Here is a 17,766-nt window from a genome sequence, read left to right on the forward strand (position 1 = left end):
GAACCGCTTCCGTACTTCCGCTCAATTCCCCTGCTGCGAGCGTGCTTTGAACGCCGCTTTCCGTGCTTCCTTCGCGATCCGCTTGTCCGGGTGCAGCCGGCCCATCGCCTCCAGCACGTCCGCCGTGGCCGGATGGTCGACCCGCCAGGCCGCCGTGAAGAAGCCGCTGTGCTGCTGGGCCAGGCCTTCCACGAGGCCCTGGAGCTCGTCGGAGTTGCCCTCGGCCGCCAGCTGCGCGGCGACCGTGTCGACCGTCAGCCAGAACACCAGGTCCTCGGAAGGCACGGGGACGTCGGAAGCGCCCCGCTCGGTGAGCCAGACACGGGCCAGGCCACCCAGTTCGGGGTCGTCGAGCACCTCCCGCAGCGCCGGTTCGGCCTCGTCGCCCACCAGGGACAGCGCCTGCTGGCAGAGCAGTCGGCGCAGTGGCGCACCGGCGTCCAGGCCGCGCGCCGCGGCCAGCAACTCCCGGGCCGCGGCGAGGGGTTCACGGCGGGCGAGCCACTGCTCGGTCTCGGCCTGGGCCGCCGCGGGCGGGAACGTCGCCGTGCGGTCGAGGAGCGCGTCGGCGCCCTTGTCCCCGAGGTCGCCGACCGCGGGCGCCTCGAACCCCGACTCCAGCAGCCGCGCCCGCAGCCCGTACAGGCCGAGGGGGGTCAGCCGGACCATGCCGTAGCGGGAGACGTCGGTGTCGTCGACGGGGGCCGCGGGCTCCTCCTCCGTGTCCGCCATCAGCGCCTCGTCGACGGGCTGGTACTCCACCAGTCCGACCGGCTCCAGGAGGCGGAACTGGTCGTCCAGCCGCATCATCGCGTCGGACACCTGCTCCAGCACGTCGTCGGTGGGCTCGCCCATGTCGCTGGGCACGATCATCGAGGCGGCCAGCGCGGGCAGCGGCACGGGCCCTGCGCCCGGCCCGTCCTCGGTGACGGTGAGCAGGTACAGGTTCCCGAGCACGCCGTCCAGGAACTCCGCCTCGGCCTCCGGGTCCCAGTCCAGGGACGCGAGGTCGGCCTCGCCGCCCGCGTCCATCGCGTCGGCCAGGTCGTCCAGGTCCGGCACGCTCGCGTCGGCCAGCACGGTCTCCAGCGCCCCCAGCCACACGCTGAGCACGTCGTGCGGCGAGCCCCCGGTCAGCAGCGCCAGGTCCTCACCGGCCGCGACGGTGCCCGTCTCCTCGTCGACGACCTCGATGAGCCCGGTGTCGACCGCGACCCGCCAGGCCTCGCTCGCGTACGCCGCCGCGTCGTCCCCGCTCAGCCCGAGCACCTCGGCCGCCGCCGGCAGTTGCTCGTCGACCAGGACGCCCCCGGCGTCGACCCGGGTGTCCGGGCCCGCCCAGCGGGCCAGCCGCGCGGCCCGGGACAACAGCGGCGTGGACAGCGCGTCCCGCGCCAGCTCCGTTTCGGGGTGCAGTCGCACCGGCGGCAAGGGGGAGCTGTCTGACATCGGCTGGTTCTCCTAGAGGCGCGTCCTACCACTCAGCCGCTCAGCCTAGACGGATTTCCACCCATGCCGCCCGGTTCATCTGACGGTCAGCTCCCGTCCATGGCTGAAACCTTGACAAGTGGCCTGAGCAGGCAGGAGATTGACGCGCGTAGAAGCTGACTGGACACCTGTTCACCGTCATGTCTACGCGCGTCGCCACCGCCCCGCCGGTGCGGCTCCCCCTGTTCCACGCACCACCCTCGTCCCGGCGCTCATGTAGGTCCCCGGAGGGATTCCGTTGCCGAGCAAGTCTTCCGCGCGTCTCGCCGCGCTCACCGTCGCCGCCGTCTGTTCCGCGGCGTCCACCGTCGTCCTCATCTCGCCCGCGCACGCGGCCTCCGTGCGCATCCATGACATCCAGGGCACCACCCGGATGTCGCCGTACGCCGGACAGCAGGTCACGGACGTGGCCGGAATCGTCACCGGCGTGCGCGCGTACGGCTCCTCCAGAGGCTTCTGGATCCAGGACCCGGACCCGGACGCGAACCCGGCCACCAGTGAGGGCGTCTTCGTCTTCACCAGCTCCGTCCCGAAGGTCGCGGTGGGTGACGCGGTCACCGTCTCCGGCACGGTCTCGGAGTTCGTCCCCGGCGGCACGTCCTCCGGCAACCAGGCGCTGACCGAGATCGTGCGGCCGACCGTCACGGTCGTCTCCGGCGGCAACGCGGTCCCGGCCGCCACCGCCGTCGGCGCGCGGTCCGTGCCGAGCGCCTACGCCCCGGCCGGCGACACCGCCGCGAACGGCTCGGTCAACGCGCTGCCGCTGAAGCCCTCGAAGTACGCCCTGGACTACTACGAGTCCCTGGAGGGCATGAACGTCCAGGTCTCCGACGTCCGCGTGGTCGGCGCCACCGACCCGTTCACCGAGCTGTGGGTCACGGTGAAGCCGTGGGAGAACGACACCCGCCGCGGCGCCACGGTCTACGGCTCCTACGACTCCCCGAACACGGGCCGGCTGCAGATCCAGTCGCTGGGCGCGCCGGCCGACTTCCCGGTGGCGAACGTCGGCGACCGGCTCACCGGCACCACCACCGGCCCGCTGGACTACAACCAGTTCGGCGGCTACACCCTCGTCGCGAGCGAGATCGGCGCGCTGAGGAGCGGCGGCCTGACGCGCGAGACCACCGAGAAGCAGAAGCGGGGCGAGCTGGCGGTCGCGACCTACAACGTCGAGAACCTCGATCCGACCGACGCCTCCTTCGAGGAGCACGCCGCCGCGATCGTGCACAACCTCCAGTCGCCCGACATCGTGTCGCTGGAGGAGATCCAGGACGACAACGGCGCGAAGAACGACGGCACGGTCACCGCCGGCCAGACGGTGACGAAGCTGATCGACGCCATCGTCGCGGCGGGCGGGCCCACCTACGACTGGCGCTCGATCGACCCGGCGAACAACACCGACGGCGGCGAGCCGGGCGGCAACATCCGTCAGGTGTTCCTGTTCAACCCGGAGCGGGTGTCCTTCACGGACCGCGCGGGCGGCGACGCCACCACCGCCGTCGGGGTCACCAAGGAGCGCGGCAAGGCTGCCCTGACGGTCTCCCCCGGCCGGATCGCCCCGGCGGACACCGCCTGGGCCAACAGCCGCAAGCCGCTGGCCGGCGAGTTCGTCTTCCGTGGCCGCACGGTCTTCGTGATCGCCAACCACTTCAACTCCAAGGGCGGCGACCAGGGTCTGACCTCGCAGTACCAGCCGCCGGCGCGCAGCTCGGAGACGCAGCGCCACCAGCAGGCGACCTTGGTGAACGCCTTCGTCAAGGACATCCTGGCCACCCAGAAGAACGCGGACGTCGTCACCCTCGGCGACATCAACGACTTCGAGTTCTCCGGCACCACCAGGATCCTGGAGGACGACGGCGCGCTCTGGTCGGCGGTCAGGTCACTGCCGAGGAGCGAGCGTTACTCGTACGTCTACCAGGGCAACGCCCAGGTCCTCGACCAGATCCTGATCAGCCCGTCGATCCGCCGCGACTGCGACTTCGAGTTCGACAGCGTGCACATCAACGCGGAGTTCAACGACCAGATCAGCGACCACGACCCGCAGGTGCTGCGGTTCAAGCCGTAGGTCCTGAACGGGACTGGCTGAACACCCCGTTCAGCCAGTCCTGCCAGGCGGCCTCGCACTCCTTGATGTCGGCACCCGGCGTGAAGTCGTGCAGGGAGATGCCGACCGGGTGGCCCCAGTGGTTGCGTCCGAAGACGCGGGTGAGGCCCCGGTCGGTGCGCAGCCCGATGAAGTACGGGTCGCGGTAGTCGACCACGGCCTCGAACACGTCGGGACCGCGGACCGTCAGCCGGGTCCCCGCGGTCACCTCGTCCCCGACACCGAGCGCCCGCCCCACGGCGGCGAGGGCGTCGGCGGCCTTCGACGCCTCGGGCCCGTCGAAGGTGGCGAAGGCGGCCGGCCGGGGCGCGAAGAGGGCCAGGTACTCCCGCAGGGTGTGCAGGTAGAAGTCGGTGTGCTTGGCGGCGCCGTCGTACTGGTTGTCCCAGTCGTCGACGAGGATGCCGCTGTGCACGTACCGCACCCAGGCCCGGCGGCCCTCGTCGCGCGGCTCGATGGTGTAGTCGAGCTGGTTGGCGGTCTGCTCGGTGATGCCCTCGACGTTCTCGACCCGGTTGGTGTAGCGGTGCGGCGGGTCCCAGGCGGTGACCGTGGACCCGAAGGGTCCGGCGCCGCCGACCCGGGGCTCCGGCGGCTCCATCGGCCACAGGTAGCCTCCGGTCCCGGTGGTGACCGCCTCCCAGACCTGCTCCGGAGTGGCGTCTACCTCGAACTCGCGGGCGATCTCGAATTCCTTGGACATGGTGGGCTCCTGCTTACGGGGCGTCGATTTCCGGGGTGGGGTCCTTGACCGTGGGGTGGAGGGCGACGACGATCCGGTGGTCCCGGCCGCCCGCGGCGTCCGGGGCGTCGTACTTGCGGATCAGCGCGTCCACCCCGGCCGTCAGCTCCTGGACGAACGCGGCCCGGTGGGCGGCCGAGGCGAAGCGCACCTCGCCGTCCAGCGCGTAGGTCGCCAGCCGCTTGCGGGCCTTCGCGGCGCCGGCGATCAGCCGGCCGACGTCCCGCACCAGGCGGGCGCCGAGCGCGAGCATCCAGCGCGCGGAGAGCTGGTCGCGGAAGCGGTCCGGGTCGGGCTGCACGGAGGCGAGGGCGAGCGGCGAGATGACGTACGACGCGGCGGTCGCCCGCATCAGCCGCTCGGTGACGTTGCCCTTGCGGCGCTCGCCGGCCAGTTCGACCAGGCCGTGCCGCTCCAGTGCCTTGAGGTGGTAGTTCACCTTCTGCCGGGGCAGTCCGACCGGGCCGGCCAGCATGGCGGCCGACGCGGGTCCGGCCGCCAGTTCGGCGAGCAGCCGCCCCCTTATGGGGTCCAGGGAGGCGGCTGCCGCCTCGGGGTCCTCGATCACGGTCACGTCCAGCATGCGTCCACCGTCTCACCGAACACTTTTGTTGTCCAGACGGTTTCTCTTTTCGGTCGGAGGGTCGAGCGGGGCGCGGATGTCCGGGTGGCTGAAGCGGATCCCGGATCCCGGATCCCGGATCGCGCAGGGGGGCGCCCGCCCGGGTCCGGTCGCCGGCCGGGCTCGTCCGGCCGGACCTGGCCGGCCTGGACGCGGTCTACTCGGGCACGAGGCCGAGGGCGTGCTCGTACCGGCTGCCCGTGAAGCCCTTCACACCGGGATACGTCCGCACCCGGTCCCACAGCTCCGTCGGCGTCCCGACGCCCTCCCCGGGGGCCGCCAGGACCCGGTCGTAGGCCTCGGCGCTCTCCCACTCGGCGTAGTTGAGGACATGCGAGCCGTCGCCGGCCAGGTGGAAGTGGGCCGAGACCAGCCCGCGGTGGCCCACCGGGTCCTCGGCCAGCGCCCGCAGCACGAGGTCGGCCCAGTCGCGGCGCCGGTCGGCCGCGCCCGGCTCGAAGTCGATCCGTACGGCCACGATCAGGCCGGGGACGCGCATGTCGCCGGCGGCGCGCTCCCTGCTCCGGTACCGCCGGTACCGGTCGAGCGCCACCCGCTCGATCCCCGGCACGACGGTGTCGATCTCGTCGACGCGTTCCTGCCGGTGGGTCTTCACGAAGGACTCGTACGCGGGCTCGCCCGTCCACTGGGAGTGGTGCAGCAGGGTGGTGCCGTCGTGCCCGGTGTAGACGTGGTAGGCGAGGAGGTCGGCGGTGGGCCAGGGCCGGCGGGTCCAGGTGTGCGCGACGGCCTCGACGGTCTGCCGTTGCCGCTCGGGCGTGCCCACCCGCCAGGTGCTGAAGAAGGGCGCGCCGACGTCGGGCCGGGTGAGGTCGGGATGGGTGTCGGTACGGCGGATCATGGCACCTCCGTGGATCGGTACCGCAGTCGGTACGGGATGTGTGTACCGGCCACTCTGCGACCTCAACCAAGATTCAGGTCAAGTAGCCGATTCGGGCGGCGAATTCGGGAGACTCGCCGGTTCATGGACGAGGGGACAGAGAAGTCCGAGAGAGCCGGGAACACCGGGGTGGACAGCCCCGCCGAGCTGCCCGCGAAGTCGTGGCGGGCGGTGGTGCGGCGCACGCTGAAGGAGTTGCTGGACGACGAACTCTCCGACCGAGCGGCCGCGTTGACGTACTACAGCGTCCTGTCGCTGTTTCCGGCGCTGCTGGTGATGGTGTCCCTGCTGGGCGTGGTGGGGCAGCGCGCGACGGACACGATGCTCGACAACATCGGTGACCTGGCGCCGGGACCCGCCCGGGACATCCTGCGGGACGCGGTGGTCCAGCTGGGCGACAGCGGCGGCACGGGCAGTGTGCTGGCCGTTCTCGGCCTGCTCTTCGCGCTGTGGTCGGCCTCCGGGTACGTCGCCGCGTTCATCCGTACGTCCAACACGGTGTACGACCTGCCGGAGGGCCGCCCGGTGTGGAAGCTGACGCCGCTCAGGCTGGCGCTGACCGTGGCCCTGATGCTGATGCTGGCGGCGAGCGCGGTGATCGTGGTGTTCACGGGGCCGCTGGCCGAGCGGGCCGGCAAGACGTTCGGGCTCGGTGACGAGGTGATCGCGGTGTGGGGCGTCGTCAAGTGGCCGGTGCTGCTGTTGCTGGTGATCATGATGATCGGCCTGCTGTACTGGGCGGCGCCCAACGTCCGCGGGCGCGGCTTCCGTTGGGTGAGTCCCGGCAGTGTGCTGGCCACCCTGGTCTGGCTCGCCGCATCGGCCGGTTTCGCTCTCTACGCCGCCAACTTCGGCTCGTACAACAAGACGTACGGCACCCTCGCCGGTGCCATCGTCTTCCTCGTCTGGCTGTGGCTGACCAACCTGGCGATCCTGCTGGGCCTGGAGTTCGACGCGGAGCTGGCCCGTGAGCGGGCGATCACCGACGGGCAGTCCCCGACGGAGGAGCCGTACGTCGAGCCCCGGGACACCCGCAAGTGGCCGGCGAGGCTGCGGGCGGCACGGGCCAAGCAGACGGGCGTCTCCTGATCCCGGCGTCGGCGCCCGCCCCAGGGGCCCGCGGCCCCCGGCCCCCCCGCTGCCGGCCCTGAACGGGTCTCGTCCGCAAGCGCCCGACGGGCGGGAAGCGCACGGACCGACGCCGGCAACCGACCGTGGCCGTACCGCAGCCGCACCCCCAGGCTCGTCGTGCGCGCACACGGTTCGGCACCCGTTCCGTTCACCGGGCACCCGACGCCCGGTGTCGACCGTGGGCCGGGACCTCCGGCGACGCCGTGACGTCGGGGCCGAGGGACAGGGAACGGCAGGGCGTCGGCGGACCCGGCGCCCGACCCGCTGCGGTCACCCACCGCGGCATCCACGTGCGCCACCCACCAGGCCACTCGCCACCTGCCCAGCCGCCCAGCAGCAGCACAGGGCGCCGGAGCCCCCCTCGGGGCGACTCCGGCGCCCTGGTATCGACTGCGGCCCTCAGCGGCCGTGGCGGCGGCGCAGGACGCCCACCGCCACCAGCGCGCCCACGCCCACCGCCACCCCGGCGACCAGGACCGGTCGCGGATGGCGGCGGCCCGCCCGGACCGCGTTGCGGACCGGGACGGGCATGGTGTGTTCCACCGCGTGGGCCTTGTCCTGGACGGTGTGACCGGCCTGTGCCGCCGTGCTGCGCAGCTGGACCGTCATGGCGCCGGCCTTGTCGCGGAGGTCCGCCGCACGGGCCCGGGCCCGGCCCTTGACGTCGATCTTCCCGGCCAGCTCCTCGACCGTGTCGCCGAGTTCGCCCCGGGTCCGCTCGATCTGCCGCCGCAGTTCGTCCGGGCCCTTGGCGCCGGTCCCCGCGGTCGCGCCGTTCGCCGTGGACTTGTGCGCTGTCCTGTCCATGTCCGTCATCGGTGCGCCCTTCCCTTGATCTCCTCGACGTCGGCCCGGACACTGCCGAGGGCCTGCTCGGGAGTGGGCGGTGTGGCCTGGCGCAGCTGGGCGCGGCCGGTCGCCGCGAGCAGGCCCGCGAGCGCGAAGAGCACGCCCGTCACGATCAGCGTCGCGGCCCAGACCGGCAGCACCAGCGAGAGCGCGGCGGCGGCCGTGGCCGCCAGGAAGAGCAGCCCGGCGTAGCCGACAGCGCCCGCGGCACCCAGCAGCCCGCCTCCCCGCCCGGCGCGCCGGCCCTTCTCGGCCAGTTCCTCCTTGGCGAGCGCCACTTCCTGTCGTACGAGCCGGGAGAGCTGTTCGGTGGCCTGCCCGACGAGCTCGCCCACCGAATGCTGTCCGTCGTGCGTCGGCCTGGGGGTCATGGTCCCGGTCACGGATCCGCCTCCTCTCGGTGTCGGAACCCCCGGGTACCCTGGCCCGCCCTGGCTACCCGCGCGCCGCGCCCGCGCTACTCCCGCCCCCCGGTGCCGGGCCCGTGCTCGCCGAGCCGCGCGAGCTGGGCCTGGAACCAGTCCAGCCTCGCCTGCAACAGGGCCGCCTCCGCCGCGAGTTCGGGCACCCCGAGCCCCTCGGCCGGGCCCGGGCCGGCGGCCGGCAGGCTCAGCCCGCTCCCGGCCACCACCCGCAGTCCGTCTCCGGCCAGCCGGGCGAAACCGGCCGGCGAGACACCTGTACGGCCGCGCGCACAGCCCGCGCAGGAGGCGGCCAGGGCGCGCCGGCCCGGGCGACCCCAGCCGGCGTCCACCAGCACGGACGCGGCGGTGCCGCAGGCGCAGGGGCCCACGGTCGCCGTACGGACGCGCTGACGGGCGTACCGGAAGCCGCGCTCGAAGCGGATGTAGCGGCCGAGCACGGACACCTCCAGCAGCACGGCCGTGCGGTGCTCCGCCGTGCACAGCAGCGCCTCGGCCACCGTGCGGTCGTGCACGCAGTGGAAGCCGCAGTCGCAGCGGCGGTGCGGTGCCCGGTGCCGCAGACCGTAGACACAGGACGCGTCGGCCAGGACTCCGTACGGCAGCGCGCCGCCCAGCGACACACCGGTGAACCCGGCCCGGGTGCCGTCCTGGGACAGCACCGGGTGGGCGATCTTGTATCCGGTCGGCGGCTCCGTCGGGCGTTCCTCGGGGAGCCGCAGCCTCATCGGGCGGCCGGGACCTCTTCGGGCGCCTTCGGTTCCGTGAGCGGCGTGAGTGCCGCGATCTCCTCGGGACGGACGGATTCTTCCTCGTGGGCCCGCGGACGCTCCTCCGCGACGCCGGTGGCGAGTGCCTTGCCGAGCTTCATGGACGCCTCCCATGGCAGGGTCGATGACCGTCCTGGCCATGGTGACCCATGAGGTCCGCGTTGGACATAGGGCATCCTGCCGCGCCGCCGGCCCCCTCGTCACCGACGGCGACCCCGCAGCGTTGCTTACCGATACACCGTAGAAGAATTAAGTGGAGCTTCACGATCGGTGCGCCGAGACTGGTCCCATGACACCGACCGTCTCCCCGCCCCGCCCCTTCGGCCGCACCCTCTGCGCCATGATCACGCCCTTCACCGACACGGGTTCGCTCGACCTCGACGGCGCCGGGCTGCTCGCCGACCGGCTGGTGGCGGACGGCTGCGACGGCCTGGTCCTGTCCGGTACGACGGGTGAGTCGCCGACCACCACGGACGCCGAGAAGGCGGCGCTGATCGCCGCCGTGCGCGAGGCGGTGGCCGGGCGGGCGTCGATCGTCGCGGGTGTCGGCACCTTCGACACCCGGCACACCGTCGAACTCGCCCTGGCCGCTCAGAAGGCGGGCGCCGACGGTCTGCTGGTGGTCGGCCCGTACTACAGCAGACCCCCGCAGGAGGCGCTGGAGGCGCATTTCCGGGAGGTCGCGGACGCCTGCGGCCTGCCGCTCATGCTGTACGACATCCCGGAGCGCACCGGCATCCGCATCGAACCCGAGACGGTCGTCCGGCTCGCCGGGCATCCCCGGATCGTCGCGGTCAAGGACTGTTCCCACGACTTCCTCGGCGCCCAGAAGGTCCTCGCCCGTACGGAGCTGGCGTACTACGCGGGCTGCGACGAGCACAACCTCGCCCTGTACGCGGTGGGCGCCGCGGGGTACGTCAGCACCGTCGCGAACGTGGCCCCGCGCCGGCTCCGAGCGGTCCTGGACGCGTTCGACGCGGGCGACACCGCCCGGGCGGCCCGTCTCCAGCGAGGCGTCACGCCCCTCATCGAGTCGATGATGTCGAGCGGCCTGCCCGGCGCGGTCACCGCCAAGGCCCTGCTCGCCGCCCTCGGCCTGCCCGCGGGCCCGGTCCGCCCGCCCCTGCGCCCCGCCGGCCGCGAGGCGGCCGACGGGCTGCTGAGGGCGTACGAGTCGCTCACCGCCCCCTGATCAGCGCCGCGCGAAGACGGGCTCCCACTCCAGCCGGTCGGGGCTCTCGTCCGGCTCTCGGACCCCGCTCAGCGGTACGACCTTGTCGCTGCCGATCGTGACCAGCACGAGTCGCGGCCGGTACTCCTCCTCCAGGCTGGTGACCCGCTCCCAGCCGATGAGCCGCTGGTCGTCGGCCCAGGCCAGCAGTTCGCCGCCGCGCACCCGGGTGATCTCCTCGCCCGTACGGGGATCACGGATCGAGGAGTATCCCTTGCCGGGAGAGCCGGCGACCTCCTTCGCCAGGCCGAGGGCGGCGAGCCTGCCGTCCGGGGACAGTCGGGCGCTCACATCGGACCGCAGGTACCGCTCGTTCGCGGGCCCGGCGACCTTGCGGCCCGTGAGGTCGTGGAACTGCTGCATTCCGTCCTTGCCTCCGATGACCTGCGAGTACACCCCGTCGCCGGAGCGGGTGAAGGCGAAGTCCTGGCGGGCGTTGATGTTCCGGCCGGCGTCGACCGGGCTCCAGGAGGCGTCGCCGGAGGCCAGGCCGAGCACGGAGAACCCGGTCCGGCTCGACTGACCGTAGGGGGCCATCCACGCCTCCCCGCCTTCCGCGTTGCGCACCTTGACCCGCAGGTCCGGGTTCGCGTCGTACGTCGTCGCGACCAGCCGGCCGCCGTCGTACGAGAACGCGACCGCGCCGGCCCCCCGCGGAGCCGGGATCCACCGCTCGACCTCCCCCGTCGCGAGGTCGAGCAGGCCGATCCGGCGGGCGGGCAGCTCCCGTTCCAGGACGGCGGCCGTCCTCAGCCCGGGGGCGACGGCGACATAGGACCACCTCGGGTCCTTCTCGTACCGTCCGGTCCCCGGGTCGAGGAGCGAGTAGGTGCGCACGGCGACGGCCTCGTCGTCGGTCCGCCCGACGGTCTCCACCGTGTAGTACGCGGCCAGCACCGCGTCGCCGGCCGCGATCGTCTCGCGCGGCGGCGACTGGTCCGGGTGGGCGCTGATCCCGCCCTGCTGCACGATCCCCGCCGGGCGTGCGTCCTCCTTGCCGGAGTCCAGCAGCGGTACCCCGACGGCGACCGCGACCACGGCGGCCGTGGCGGCGGCGACCCCGGCGAACCCGCGGCGACGACGGCGCAGGCGGACCACCAGCACCCGGTCGGCGAACCCCGGCCCCGTCGACGTCTGGCCGGCCGCCTGTTCCCGCAGGGTCTGCCGGACGAGTTCCTCGACGTTCATGGACGCACCTCCACGGGCGAGAAGTCACGGGACGGCCGCGGTGCGGCGTCCGGCGGGTCCAGGGCGGCCAGTTCGGGCGCGAGGGAGCGCAGCCGGGCGAGGGAGCGGTGGGTGGTGGACCGTACGGTGCCGACGGAGCAGCCCAGCAGCCGGGCCACGTCGGCCTCCGGCAGGTCCTCGAAGTAGCGGAGCACCAGCACGGTGCGCTGGCGTGCGGTGAGCCGGGACAGCGCGGTGCGCATCACCACGCGCAGTTCGGCCGCGGCCGCCGCGTCGGCGCCGACGGCGTTCGCCTCGGGCGGCTGCGCGACGACGACCTCCCGTCCGCGCCACTTCAGCCGCCAGCGGCTGACCTGCTGGCGGTAGAGGATCCGTCGTACGTAGGCCTCGGGCTCGTCGATCCGCTGCCACTTGCCGACCGCCTTGGCCAGCGCGTTCTGCAGCAGGTCCTCGGCGGCATGCCGGTCGCCGCCGCACAGCAGCACCGCCGTCTTCAGCAGTGCCGACGACCTGTTGTCCACGAACTCCCGGAAACTCTCCAGTTCCGCGGCGTCCATCGTCACCTTCTCTTCCCCGGCGGCACCGGTGCCCCGCCCCTGCCCCATGTGACGCGCGCGGCCCCGCCCCGCTATGCCGCTCCCCGGCGAATTCTTGGGGCCGAACGCACCGGGGCCCGTACCGCACGGATGCGGTACGGGCCCCGTGGCCCACGCGGCTGGCGCGCTCAGTTCCAGGTGTACCCGTCGCCGATCAGCAGCAGGTGCTCCAGGACGTCCTCCATCGGGTCGTCCACCTGGCCGACGTTGACCAGTGCGACCCGATGGCCGTTGTGCGAGGCGGTGTTGGTCTCATCGGCGTAGGCGGTTCCCGCCGGCAGCCAGCACATCACGGCCACGGTCGACACCCCGGTCAGCACCCGGGTCAGCCGACGCGCTCCGCGCCTGGCCCGCTCGTTCCTCATCGCTCCGGCCCTCATTCGTCGTTTCGGCGTCTGATCGGACACTGAGTCCACCCGTTCATCTGCCGAAACGACGGAAAGGTCACGCTGAGCAACCCGTACGTGGTCCTCGCGGGCCCGTCGCTGACGTGCTCAGTTGTGGCTGTGCAGGATCTCGTTCAGTCCGCCCCAGACCGCGTTGTTCGGGCGGGCCTCGACGGCGCCGGTGACCGAGTTGCGGCGGAAGAGGATGTGGGAGGCGCCGGAGAGCTCTCGGGCCTTGACGATCTGTCCGTCCGGCATGGTCACGCGGGTGCCGGCGGTGACGTACAGACCGGCCTCGACCACGCACTCGTCGCCGAGCGCGATGCCGACGCCCGCCTCGGCGCCGATCAGGCAGCGCTCGCCGATGGAGATGATCATGTTGCCGCCGCCGGACAGCGTGCCCATCGTGGAGGCGCCCCCGCCGATGTCGGACCCGTCACCGATCACGACGCCCGCGGAGATGCGGCCCTCGACCATCGAGGTGCCGAGCGTGCCCGCGTTGAAGTTGACGAAGCCCTCGTGCATGACGGTGGTGCCCTCGGCGAGGTGCGCGCCGAGCCGCACCCGGTCGGCGTCGGCGATCCGGACGCCCTTGGGGGCGACGTAGTCCGTCATCCGCGGGAACTTGTCGACGGACGTCACCTGGAGGTGGAGGCCCTCGGCGCGGGCGTTCAGCCGCACCTTCTCGACGTCGTCCACGGCGACCGGGCCCAGCGAGGTCCAGGCCACGTTGGCGAGGAAGCCGAAGACGCCGTCCAGGCTCTGGCCGTGCGGCTTGACGAGCCGGTGCGACAGGAGGTGCAGGCGCAGGTAGACGTCGTGCGCGTCGACCGGCTTCTCCTCCAGCGAGGAGATGACCGTACGGACCGCGACCACCTCGACACCCCGGCGGGCATCCGGCCCGATCGCCTTCGCGGCACCCTCACCGAGCGCGGCGACGGCCCGCTCGGCGGTCAGCCGCTCGGTGCCGGACGGCCCCGGCTCGGGGGCGAGCTCGGGCGCGGGGAACCAGGTGTCGAGAACGGTGCCGTCGGCGGCGACGGTGGCGAGCCCGGCGGCAACAGCGCCGGTGGTGCGAGGAGCAGTCGTGTCGGTCATGAGGGCAACCTAACCGGCGGGCCCCCGCGGAGGCCAACCAGGAAACGTCACGTCTCAGGTGCCGGGCGGGCCGGGCCACCGGTCGTCCCCGGGGCGAGCGAGCAGGGGTCCGGGGTCGGGGGCGGAGCCCTCGGGACGAGGACCGCGAAGCCCCGGGGCAAGGGTCGGCGATCCGCCCGGCCACGGTGCCGGTGTCCGGGCCGAGTTCGTGCGGGGGCCGCGGCAACGGACCGCCCCGTCTGGGGAATCCGGTCGCCGTGCCCCGGGGAGGCGGGGCGCCGTGCCCTGGCGGGAACCCGTCACCTCACGATACGGAAACCGGTCACCGCAAACGGCTGCCGAGGGTTCACCCGCTCCACTACTGTTTCACCGTTCACCCACTTCCCCATCTTGGCCGCAGCCGGCGCCCCGGGCGCCGCCGGAGGAACCGCGCATGCCACGAAGCAAGTCCCGGCCCCCGAAGAACCAGCCATGGGAGAGCGGCTGGTCGCCGGACACCTCCCGGGTGCCGGGAACGCGACGCCTGTGGCTGGCCGGCGCGCTGGCGATAGCCACGGTCGCCGCCTGCGTGACGGCGATCGTCGTCACCGAGCAGCGGGCCGACGACCCGTCAGCCGCCCCCGGCCGGGCGACCGCCGCGGACCCGAGCGGCCCCGGCCTGATCTCCTACGGCACGCCCTCCCCGACGGACACCACGCCGCCCGGCGGCAAGAGCGCCTCCCCGTCCGCCCGGACGACCACGAGCGTCTCCGAGCCGCAGGGATCGGCCTCCGAGCCGCAGGGCCCTGCCTCCGCGTCCCCGCCCGCCGGCCCGCCGAAGTCCCCCACCTCGCAGCCCGGTTCGTCCGCCCCGAAGCCGACGACGGCCTGGCGCTCGGTCCGCTCGGCGAACTACCCCGAGCGCTACTGGCATGTCAGCGGCGGCGTGGTGCGGCTCGACGCGGTCCGCGGCCCGGAATCCCGCGAGGACTCCACGTTCAGGCTGGTCGAGGGCCTGGCCGACAGCTCCTGCCAGTCCTTCGCCACCGCCGACGGCAGATACCTCCGCCACCGCGACTTCGTCCTGCGCGCCGACCGCGACGACGGCTCCTCCCTCTTCGAGAAGGACGCCACGTTCTGCCCCCGCACCTCACCGGTGTCCGGCGCGATCATGCTGGAGTCGGTCAACTTCCCGGGCCGCTTCCTGCGCCACAAGGACTTCACGCTCCGTCTGGAGCCGTACCAGCGAGGCGGCCTGTACCAGGCGGACTCGGCGTTCCGGCTGGTGAGCGGGCTGGCCTGAGCCCGCACACACCAGTGGCCCCCGGCGCGAAGCCGAGGGCCACTGCTCGTTCCGTGCGTCATCCCGTGCGTCCCGTGCGGAGGGACGCGCGGACGGACGTCAGACGTTGAACCCGAGCGCCCGGAGCTGCTCCCGGCCGTCGTCCGTGATCTTGTCGGGGCCCCACGGCGGCATCCAGACCCAGTTGATGCGCAGCTCGTTGACGAGGCCGTCCGTGGCGGACTTGGCCTGGTCCTCGATGACGTCCGTCAGCGGGCAGGCCGCCGAGGTCAGGGTCATGTCGATCGTCGCGATGTTCGCGTCGTCGATGTGGATGCCGTAGATCAGCCCCAGGTTGACGACGTCGATGCCCAGTTCGGGGTCGACGACGTCGTACAGCGCCTCTCGGACTTCCTCTTCCGAGGCCGGCTTCATCTCAACGGTCTCGCTCATGCGGTCTTCCTTTCGGCGTCGGCTCCGCCCAGGGCCTGGGCCGTCGCGTCCTTCCACGCCATCCAGCTCAGGAGAGCGCACTTCACCCGCGCCGGGTACTTGGAGACACCGGCGAACGCGACCGCGTCCTCCAGCACCTCCTCCATCGCGTCGTCGGGCTCGATCCGGCCCTTGGACTGCATCAGCTCCAGGAAGGTCTCCTGGATCCTCCGCGCGTCCGCCAGGTCCTTGCCGACCAGCAGGTCGTTCAGCACGGAGGCGGAGGCCTGGCTGATCGAACAGCCCTGGCCCTCGTACGAGACGTCGCTGATCGTCGTGCCGTCGTACTTCACCCGCAACGTGATCTCGTCACCGCACGTCGGGTTGACGTGGTGCACCTCGGCGTCGCCGTCCCTCAGACCACGCCCGTGCGGGTGCTTGTAGTGGTCCAGGATGACTTCCTGGTACATCGAATCCAGCTTCACGGTTTCAGCACGCCCCTCAGCCGAAGAAGTTCCGTACGTGCTCCAGCCCGTCGACCAGCGCGTCGATCTCGGTCGGCGTGGAGTACAGATAGAACGACGCTCGCGTGGTCGCAGGAATTCCGTACCGCAGGCAGACCGGCCGCGCGCAGTGGTGTCCGACCCGGACCGCGATGCCCTCCTCGTCGAGGACCTGGCCCACGTCGTGCGGGTGGATGTCACCGAGCGTGAACGAGATCGCCGCGCCCCGGTCCTCGGCCGTGGCCGGGCCGATGATCCTCAGGTCCGGGACCTCACCGAGCTTCTTCACCGCGTACTCGGTGAGCGCGTGCTCATGGGCGAGGATCTTGTCCATGCCGATCGCCGACAGGTAGTCGATCGCCGCGCCCAGACCCACCGCCTGCGCGATCGGCGGGGTGCCCGCCTCGAACTTGTGGGGCGCCGGGGCGTACGTCGACGAGTGCATCGACACCGTCTCGATCATCTCGCCGCCGCCCAGGAACGGGGGCAGGTCCTCCAGCAGCTCCTGGCGGCCCCAGAGGACGCCGATGCCGGTCGGGCCGCACATCTTGTGGCCGGTGAAGGCCACGAAGTCGGCCTGGAGGGCCTGTACGTCCATCGGCATGTGCGGCGCGGCCTGCGAGGCGTCGATGCAGACCAGCGCGCCGACCTCCTGCGCGCGGCGCACTATCGCCTCGACGGGGTTCACCGTGCCGAGGATGTTGGACACCAGCACGAAGGAGACGATCTTCGTCTTCTCGGTGATGATCTCGTCGATGTTGGAGAGGTCGAGGCGGCCGTCGTCGGTCAGCCCGAACCACTTCAGCTTCGCGCCCGTGCGCTGCGCCAGCAGCTGCCACGGCACGATGTTGGAGTGGTGCTCCATCTCCGTGATCACGATCTCGGTCTCGTGGTCCACGCGGTAGGGCTCGTCGGCCCAGCCCAGCATGTTCGCCACGAGGTTGAGCGACTCGGAGGCGTTCTTGGTGAAGATCACCTCGTCGCGGCTCGGCGCGTTGATGAAGGCGGCGACCTTGTCGCGCGCGCCCTCGTACAGCGCCGTGGCCTCCTCGGCGAGCACATGCACACCGCGGTGGACGTTGGCGTTGTAGCGCTCGTAGTACTCACTCAGGGCGTCCAGCACCTGGCGCGGCTTCTGCGAGGTCGCCGCGTTGTCCAGGTACACGAGCTTCCGGCCGTCGTGGACCTGACGGTCCAGGATGGGGAAGTCCTTGCGGAGCGCCTCGGTGTCGAGGAGGCCCGGCAGCTGTGTCACGCGGATACGCCACCCTTCGTGTCGACTGCGTCGTGCTTCGCGTAGGCCTCGTAGCCCTCGTTCTCCAGCTTGTCGGCGAGTTCGGCGCCGCCGGACTCGACGATCCGGCCCGCGGAGAAGACGTGGACGTAGTCGGGCTTGATGTAGCGCAGGATGCGCGTGTAGTGCGTGATGAGCATGGTGCCCACCTCGCCGCTCTCGCGGACCCGGTTGACGCCCTCGGAGACGACGCGCAGGGCATCGACGTCCAGGCCGGAGTCCGTCTCGTCGAGGATCGCTACCTTCGGCTTGAGCAGCTCCAGCTGAAGGATCTCGTGGCGCTTCTTCTCACCGCCGGAGAAGCCCTCGTTGACGTTGCGCTCGGCGAAGGCCGGGTCCATGTTGAGGCGCTGCATGGCCTCCTTGACCTCCTTCACCCAGGTGCGCAGCTTGGGGGCCTCGCCGCGGATGGCGGTGGCGGAGGTGCGCAGGAAGTTGGAGACCGAGACGCCGGGGACCTCGACCGGGTACTGCATCGCGAGGAACAGGCCGGCGCGGGCGCGCTCGTCGACCTCCATCGCCAGGACGTCCTCGCCGTCGAGGGTGACGGTGCCGCCGGTGATGGTGTACTTCGGGTGACCCGCGAGCGAGTAGGCGAGCGTCGACTTGCCGGAGCCGTTGGGGCCCATGATGGCGTGCGTCTCGCCCTGCTTCACGGTGAGGTCGACACCCTTGAGGATTTCCTTCGTACCGTTCTCGACCTCGACGGTGACGTGCAGGTCTCGGATTTCAAGCGTTGCCATGTGCC

Annotated in this window: 20 protein-coding genes; 4 read left to right on the top strand and 16 right to left on the bottom strand. The window is 72.1% G+C overall.

Going from position 1 to position 17,766, the window contains the following annotated elements; genetic code table 11:
- Positions 1-21: 21 nt before the first annotated feature.
- Positions 22-1,449, bottom strand: coding sequence for a hypothetical protein (locus QQS16_RS12210; protein ID WP_286061661.1), 1,428 nt, complete (start codon positions 1,447-1,449; stop codon positions 22-24).
- Between the two features lie 277 nt (positions 1,450-1,726).
- Between QQS16_RS12210 and QQS16_RS12215 the strand changes: the two genes are divergently transcribed.
- Positions 1,727-3,553, top strand: a complete 1,827-nt coding sequence (locus QQS16_RS12215) for a DUF8508 domain-containing protein (protein ID WP_286061662.1) — start codon at positions 1,727-1,729, stop codon at positions 3,551-3,553.
- Here the strand turns inward: QQS16_RS12215 and QQS16_RS12220 are convergent.
- The 3 genes from QQS16_RS12220 to QQS16_RS12230 form a co-directional block, all read right to left on the bottom strand.
- Positions 3,543-4,295 carry an SRPBCC family protein gene (locus QQS16_RS12220; RefSeq protein WP_286061663.1) on the bottom strand — a complete coding sequence of 251 codons (753 nt, stop codon included), beginning with the start codon at positions 4,293-4,295 and terminating at the stop codon, positions 3,543-3,545. The genes QQS16_RS12215 and QQS16_RS12220 overlap by 11 nt on opposite strands.
- 13 nt (positions 4,296-4,308) lie before the next feature.
- Positions 4,309-4,917, bottom strand: coding sequence for an ArsR/SmtB family transcription factor (locus QQS16_RS12225; RefSeq protein ID WP_286061664.1), 609 nt, complete (start codon positions 4,915-4,917; stop codon positions 4,309-4,311).
- 196 nt (positions 4,918-5,113) lie between these two features.
- Complete coding sequence (locus tag QQS16_RS12230) at positions 5,114-5,818, bottom strand: antibiotic biosynthesis monooxygenase (RefSeq protein ID WP_286061665.1); 705 nt, start codon at positions 5,816-5,818, stop codon at positions 5,114-5,116.
- Between the two features lie 123 nt (positions 5,819-5,941).
- On the opposite strand from QQS16_RS12230, the gene QQS16_RS12235 reads away from it, so the two are divergent.
- Positions 5,942-6,946 (top strand): YihY/virulence factor BrkB family protein, encoded by a 1,005-nt coding sequence (locus QQS16_RS12235; protein ID WP_286061666.1) that lies wholly within the window; start codon positions 5,942-5,944, stop codon positions 6,944-6,946.
- A 441-nt stretch (positions 6,947-7,387) separates the two neighbouring features.
- Here QQS16_RS12235 and QQS16_RS12240 read toward each other — a convergent pair whose 3' ends face one another.
- From QQS16_RS12240 to QQS16_RS12255, 4 genes are all read right to left on the bottom strand, one after another.
- Positions 7,388-7,804 (bottom strand): DUF3618 domain-containing protein, encoded by a 417-nt coding sequence (locus QQS16_RS12240; RefSeq protein ID WP_286061667.1) that lies wholly within the window; start codon positions 7,802-7,804, stop codon positions 7,388-7,390.
- Positions 7,801-8,220: a phage holin family protein gene (locus QQS16_RS12245; protein ID WP_286061668.1), complete on the bottom strand. Its 420-nt coding sequence runs from the start codon at positions 8,218-8,220 to the stop codon at positions 7,801-7,803. The genes QQS16_RS12240 and QQS16_RS12245 overlap by 4 nt, the downstream gene beginning before the upstream one ends.
- Before the next feature lie 74 nt (positions 8,221-8,294).
- On the bottom strand, positions 8,295-8,987 hold the full coding sequence (locus QQS16_RS12250) for a hypothetical protein (protein WP_286061669.1): 693 nt from the start codon (positions 8,985-8,987) through the stop codon (positions 8,295-8,297).
- Positions 8,984-9,130: a hypothetical protein gene (locus QQS16_RS12255; protein WP_286061670.1), complete on the bottom strand. Its 147-nt coding sequence runs from the start codon at positions 9,128-9,130 to the stop codon at positions 8,984-8,986. Before QQS16_RS12255 ends, QQS16_RS12250 begins: the two co-directional genes overlap by 4 nt.
- Positions 9,131-9,318: 188 nt before the next feature.
- Between QQS16_RS12255 and dapA the strand changes: the two genes are divergently transcribed.
- A complete protein-coding gene (gene dapA / locus QQS16_RS12260) occupies positions 9,319-10,221 on the top strand; it encodes a 4-hydroxy-tetrahydrodipicolinate synthase (protein WP_286061671.1) in 903 nt (300 codons plus the stop codon).
- On the opposite strand, the gene QQS16_RS12265 is transcribed toward dapA, so the two are convergent.
- From QQS16_RS12265 to dapD, 4 genes are all read right to left on the bottom strand, one after another.
- Positions 10,222-11,448, bottom strand: coding sequence for a WD40 repeat domain-containing protein (locus tag QQS16_RS12265; protein WP_286061672.1), 1,227 nt, complete (start codon positions 11,446-11,448; stop codon positions 10,222-10,224). It lies immediately after the preceding gene.
- Positions 11,445-12,005: a SigE family RNA polymerase sigma factor gene (locus QQS16_RS12270; RefSeq protein WP_286066294.1), complete on the bottom strand. Its 561-nt coding sequence runs from the start codon at positions 12,003-12,005 to the stop codon at positions 11,445-11,447. Before QQS16_RS12270 ends, QQS16_RS12265 begins: the two co-directional genes overlap by 4 nt.
- A 167-nt stretch (positions 12,006-12,172) precedes the next feature.
- Positions 12,173-12,409: a hypothetical protein gene (locus QQS16_RS12275; protein WP_286061673.1), complete on the bottom strand. Its 237-nt coding sequence runs from the start codon at positions 12,407-12,409 to the stop codon at positions 12,173-12,175.
- A 129-nt stretch (positions 12,410-12,538) separates the two neighbouring features.
- Positions 12,539-13,528, bottom strand: a complete 990-nt coding sequence (gene dapD / locus QQS16_RS12280; RefSeq protein WP_286061674.1) for a 2,3,4,5-tetrahydropyridine-2,6-dicarboxylate N-succinyltransferase — start codon at positions 13,526-13,528, stop codon at positions 12,539-12,541.
- Positions 13,529-13,961: 433 nt separating this feature from the next.
- Here dapD and QQS16_RS12285 point away from each other — a divergent pair, with 433 nt between their 5' ends.
- Complete coding sequence (locus QQS16_RS12285; RefSeq protein WP_286061675.1) at positions 13,962-14,810, top strand: AbfB domain-containing protein; 849 nt, start codon at positions 13,962-13,964, stop codon at positions 14,808-14,810.
- Between the two features lie 99 nt (positions 14,811-14,909).
- Here the strand turns inward: QQS16_RS12285 and QQS16_RS12290 are convergent, their stop codons facing one another.
- From QQS16_RS12290 to sufC, 4 genes are read right to left on the bottom strand one after another with little or no spacing between them, the layout of a single operon-like run.
- Positions 14,910-15,242 carry a metal-sulfur cluster assembly factor gene (locus tag QQS16_RS12290; protein ID WP_073494514.1) on the bottom strand — a complete coding sequence of 111 codons (333 nt, stop codon included), beginning with the start codon at positions 15,240-15,242 and terminating at the stop codon, positions 14,910-14,912.
- The gene (sufU, locus tag QQS16_RS12295; RefSeq protein WP_286061676.1) at positions 15,239-15,706 is read right to left on the bottom strand and encodes a Fe-S cluster assembly sulfur transfer protein SufU; all 468 of its coding nucleotides are present in this window, start codon (positions 15,704-15,706) and stop codon (positions 15,239-15,241) included. The genes QQS16_RS12290 and sufU overlap by 4 nt, the downstream gene beginning before the upstream one ends.
- A gap of 16 nt (positions 15,707-15,722) precedes the next feature.
- Entirely contained in the window at positions 15,723-16,979 is a 1,257-nt protein-coding gene (locus tag QQS16_RS12300; protein WP_286061677.1) for a cysteine desulfurase, read from the bottom strand.
- Complete coding sequence (gene sufC, locus QQS16_RS12305) at positions 16,976-17,761, bottom strand: Fe-S cluster assembly ATPase SufC (RefSeq protein ID WP_286061678.1); 786 nt, start codon at positions 17,759-17,761, stop codon at positions 16,976-16,978. Before sufC ends, QQS16_RS12300 begins: the two co-directional genes overlap by 4 nt.
- Between the last annotated feature and the right edge of the window lie 5 nt (positions 17,762-17,766).

This window comes from Streptomyces sp. ALI-76-A (assembly GCF_030287445.1).
In the GTDB taxonomy this organism is placed as follows: domain Bacteria; phylum Actinomycetota; class Actinomycetes; order Streptomycetales; family Streptomycetaceae; genus Streptomyces.

Coding starts and splice junctions, on each gene's coding strand:
- QQS16_RS12240 (WP_286061667.1), bottom strand. CDS start 7,804: ATGACGGACATGGACAGGACAGCGCACAAGTCCACGGCGAACGGCGCG.
- QQS16_RS12225 (WP_286061664.1), bottom strand. CDS start 4,917: ATGCTGGACGTGACCGTGATCGAGGACCCCGAGGCGGCAGCCGCCTCC.
- QQS16_RS12270 (WP_286066294.1), bottom strand. CDS start 12,005: ATGGACGCCGCGGAACTGGAGAGTTTCCGGGAGTTCGTGGACAACAGG.
- QQS16_RS12220 (WP_286061663.1), bottom strand. CDS start 4,295: ATGTCCAAGGAATTCGAGATCGCCCGCGAGTTCGAGGTAGACGCCACT.
- QQS16_RS12235 (WP_286061666.1), top strand. CDS start 5,942: ATGGACGAGGGGACAGAGAAGTCCGAGAGAGCCGGGAACACCGGGGTG.
- sufC (WP_286061678.1), bottom strand. CDS start 17,761: ATGGCAACGCTTGAAATCCGAGACCTGCACGTCACCGTCGAGGTCGAG.
- QQS16_RS12230 (WP_286061665.1), bottom strand. CDS start 5,818: ATGATCCGCCGTACCGACACCCATCCCGACCTCACCCGGCCCGACGTC.
- QQS16_RS12275 (WP_286061673.1), bottom strand. CDS start 12,409: ATGAGGAACGAGCGGGCCAGGCGCGGAGCGCGTCGGCTGACCCGGGTG.
- dapD (WP_286061674.1), bottom strand. CDS start 13,528: ATGACCGACACGACTGCTCCTCGCACCACCGGCGCTGTTGCCGCCGGG.
- QQS16_RS12290 (WP_073494514.1), bottom strand. CDS start 15,242: ATGAGCGAGACCGTTGAGATGAAGCCGGCCTCGGAAGAGGAAGTCCGA.
- QQS16_RS12255 (WP_286061670.1), bottom strand. CDS start 9,130: ATGAAGCTCGGCAAGGCACTCGCCACCGGCGTCGCGGAGGAGCGTCCG.
- QQS16_RS12265 (WP_286061672.1), bottom strand. CDS start 11,448: ATGAACGTCGAGGAACTCGTCCGGCAGACCCTGCGGGAACAGGCGGCC.
- dapA (WP_286061671.1), top strand. CDS start 9,319: ATGACACCGACCGTCTCCCCGCCCCGCCCCTTCGGCCGCACCCTCTGC.
- QQS16_RS12250 (WP_286061669.1), bottom strand. CDS start 8,987: ATGAGGCTGCGGCTCCCCGAGGAACGCCCGACGGAGCCGCCGACCGGA.
- QQS16_RS12210 (WP_286061661.1), bottom strand. CDS start 1,449: ATGTCAGACAGCTCCCCCTTGCCGCCGGTGCGACTGCACCCCGAAACG.
- QQS16_RS12285 (WP_286061675.1), top strand. CDS start 13,962: ATGCCACGAAGCAAGTCCCGGCCCCCGAAGAACCAGCCATGGGAGAGC.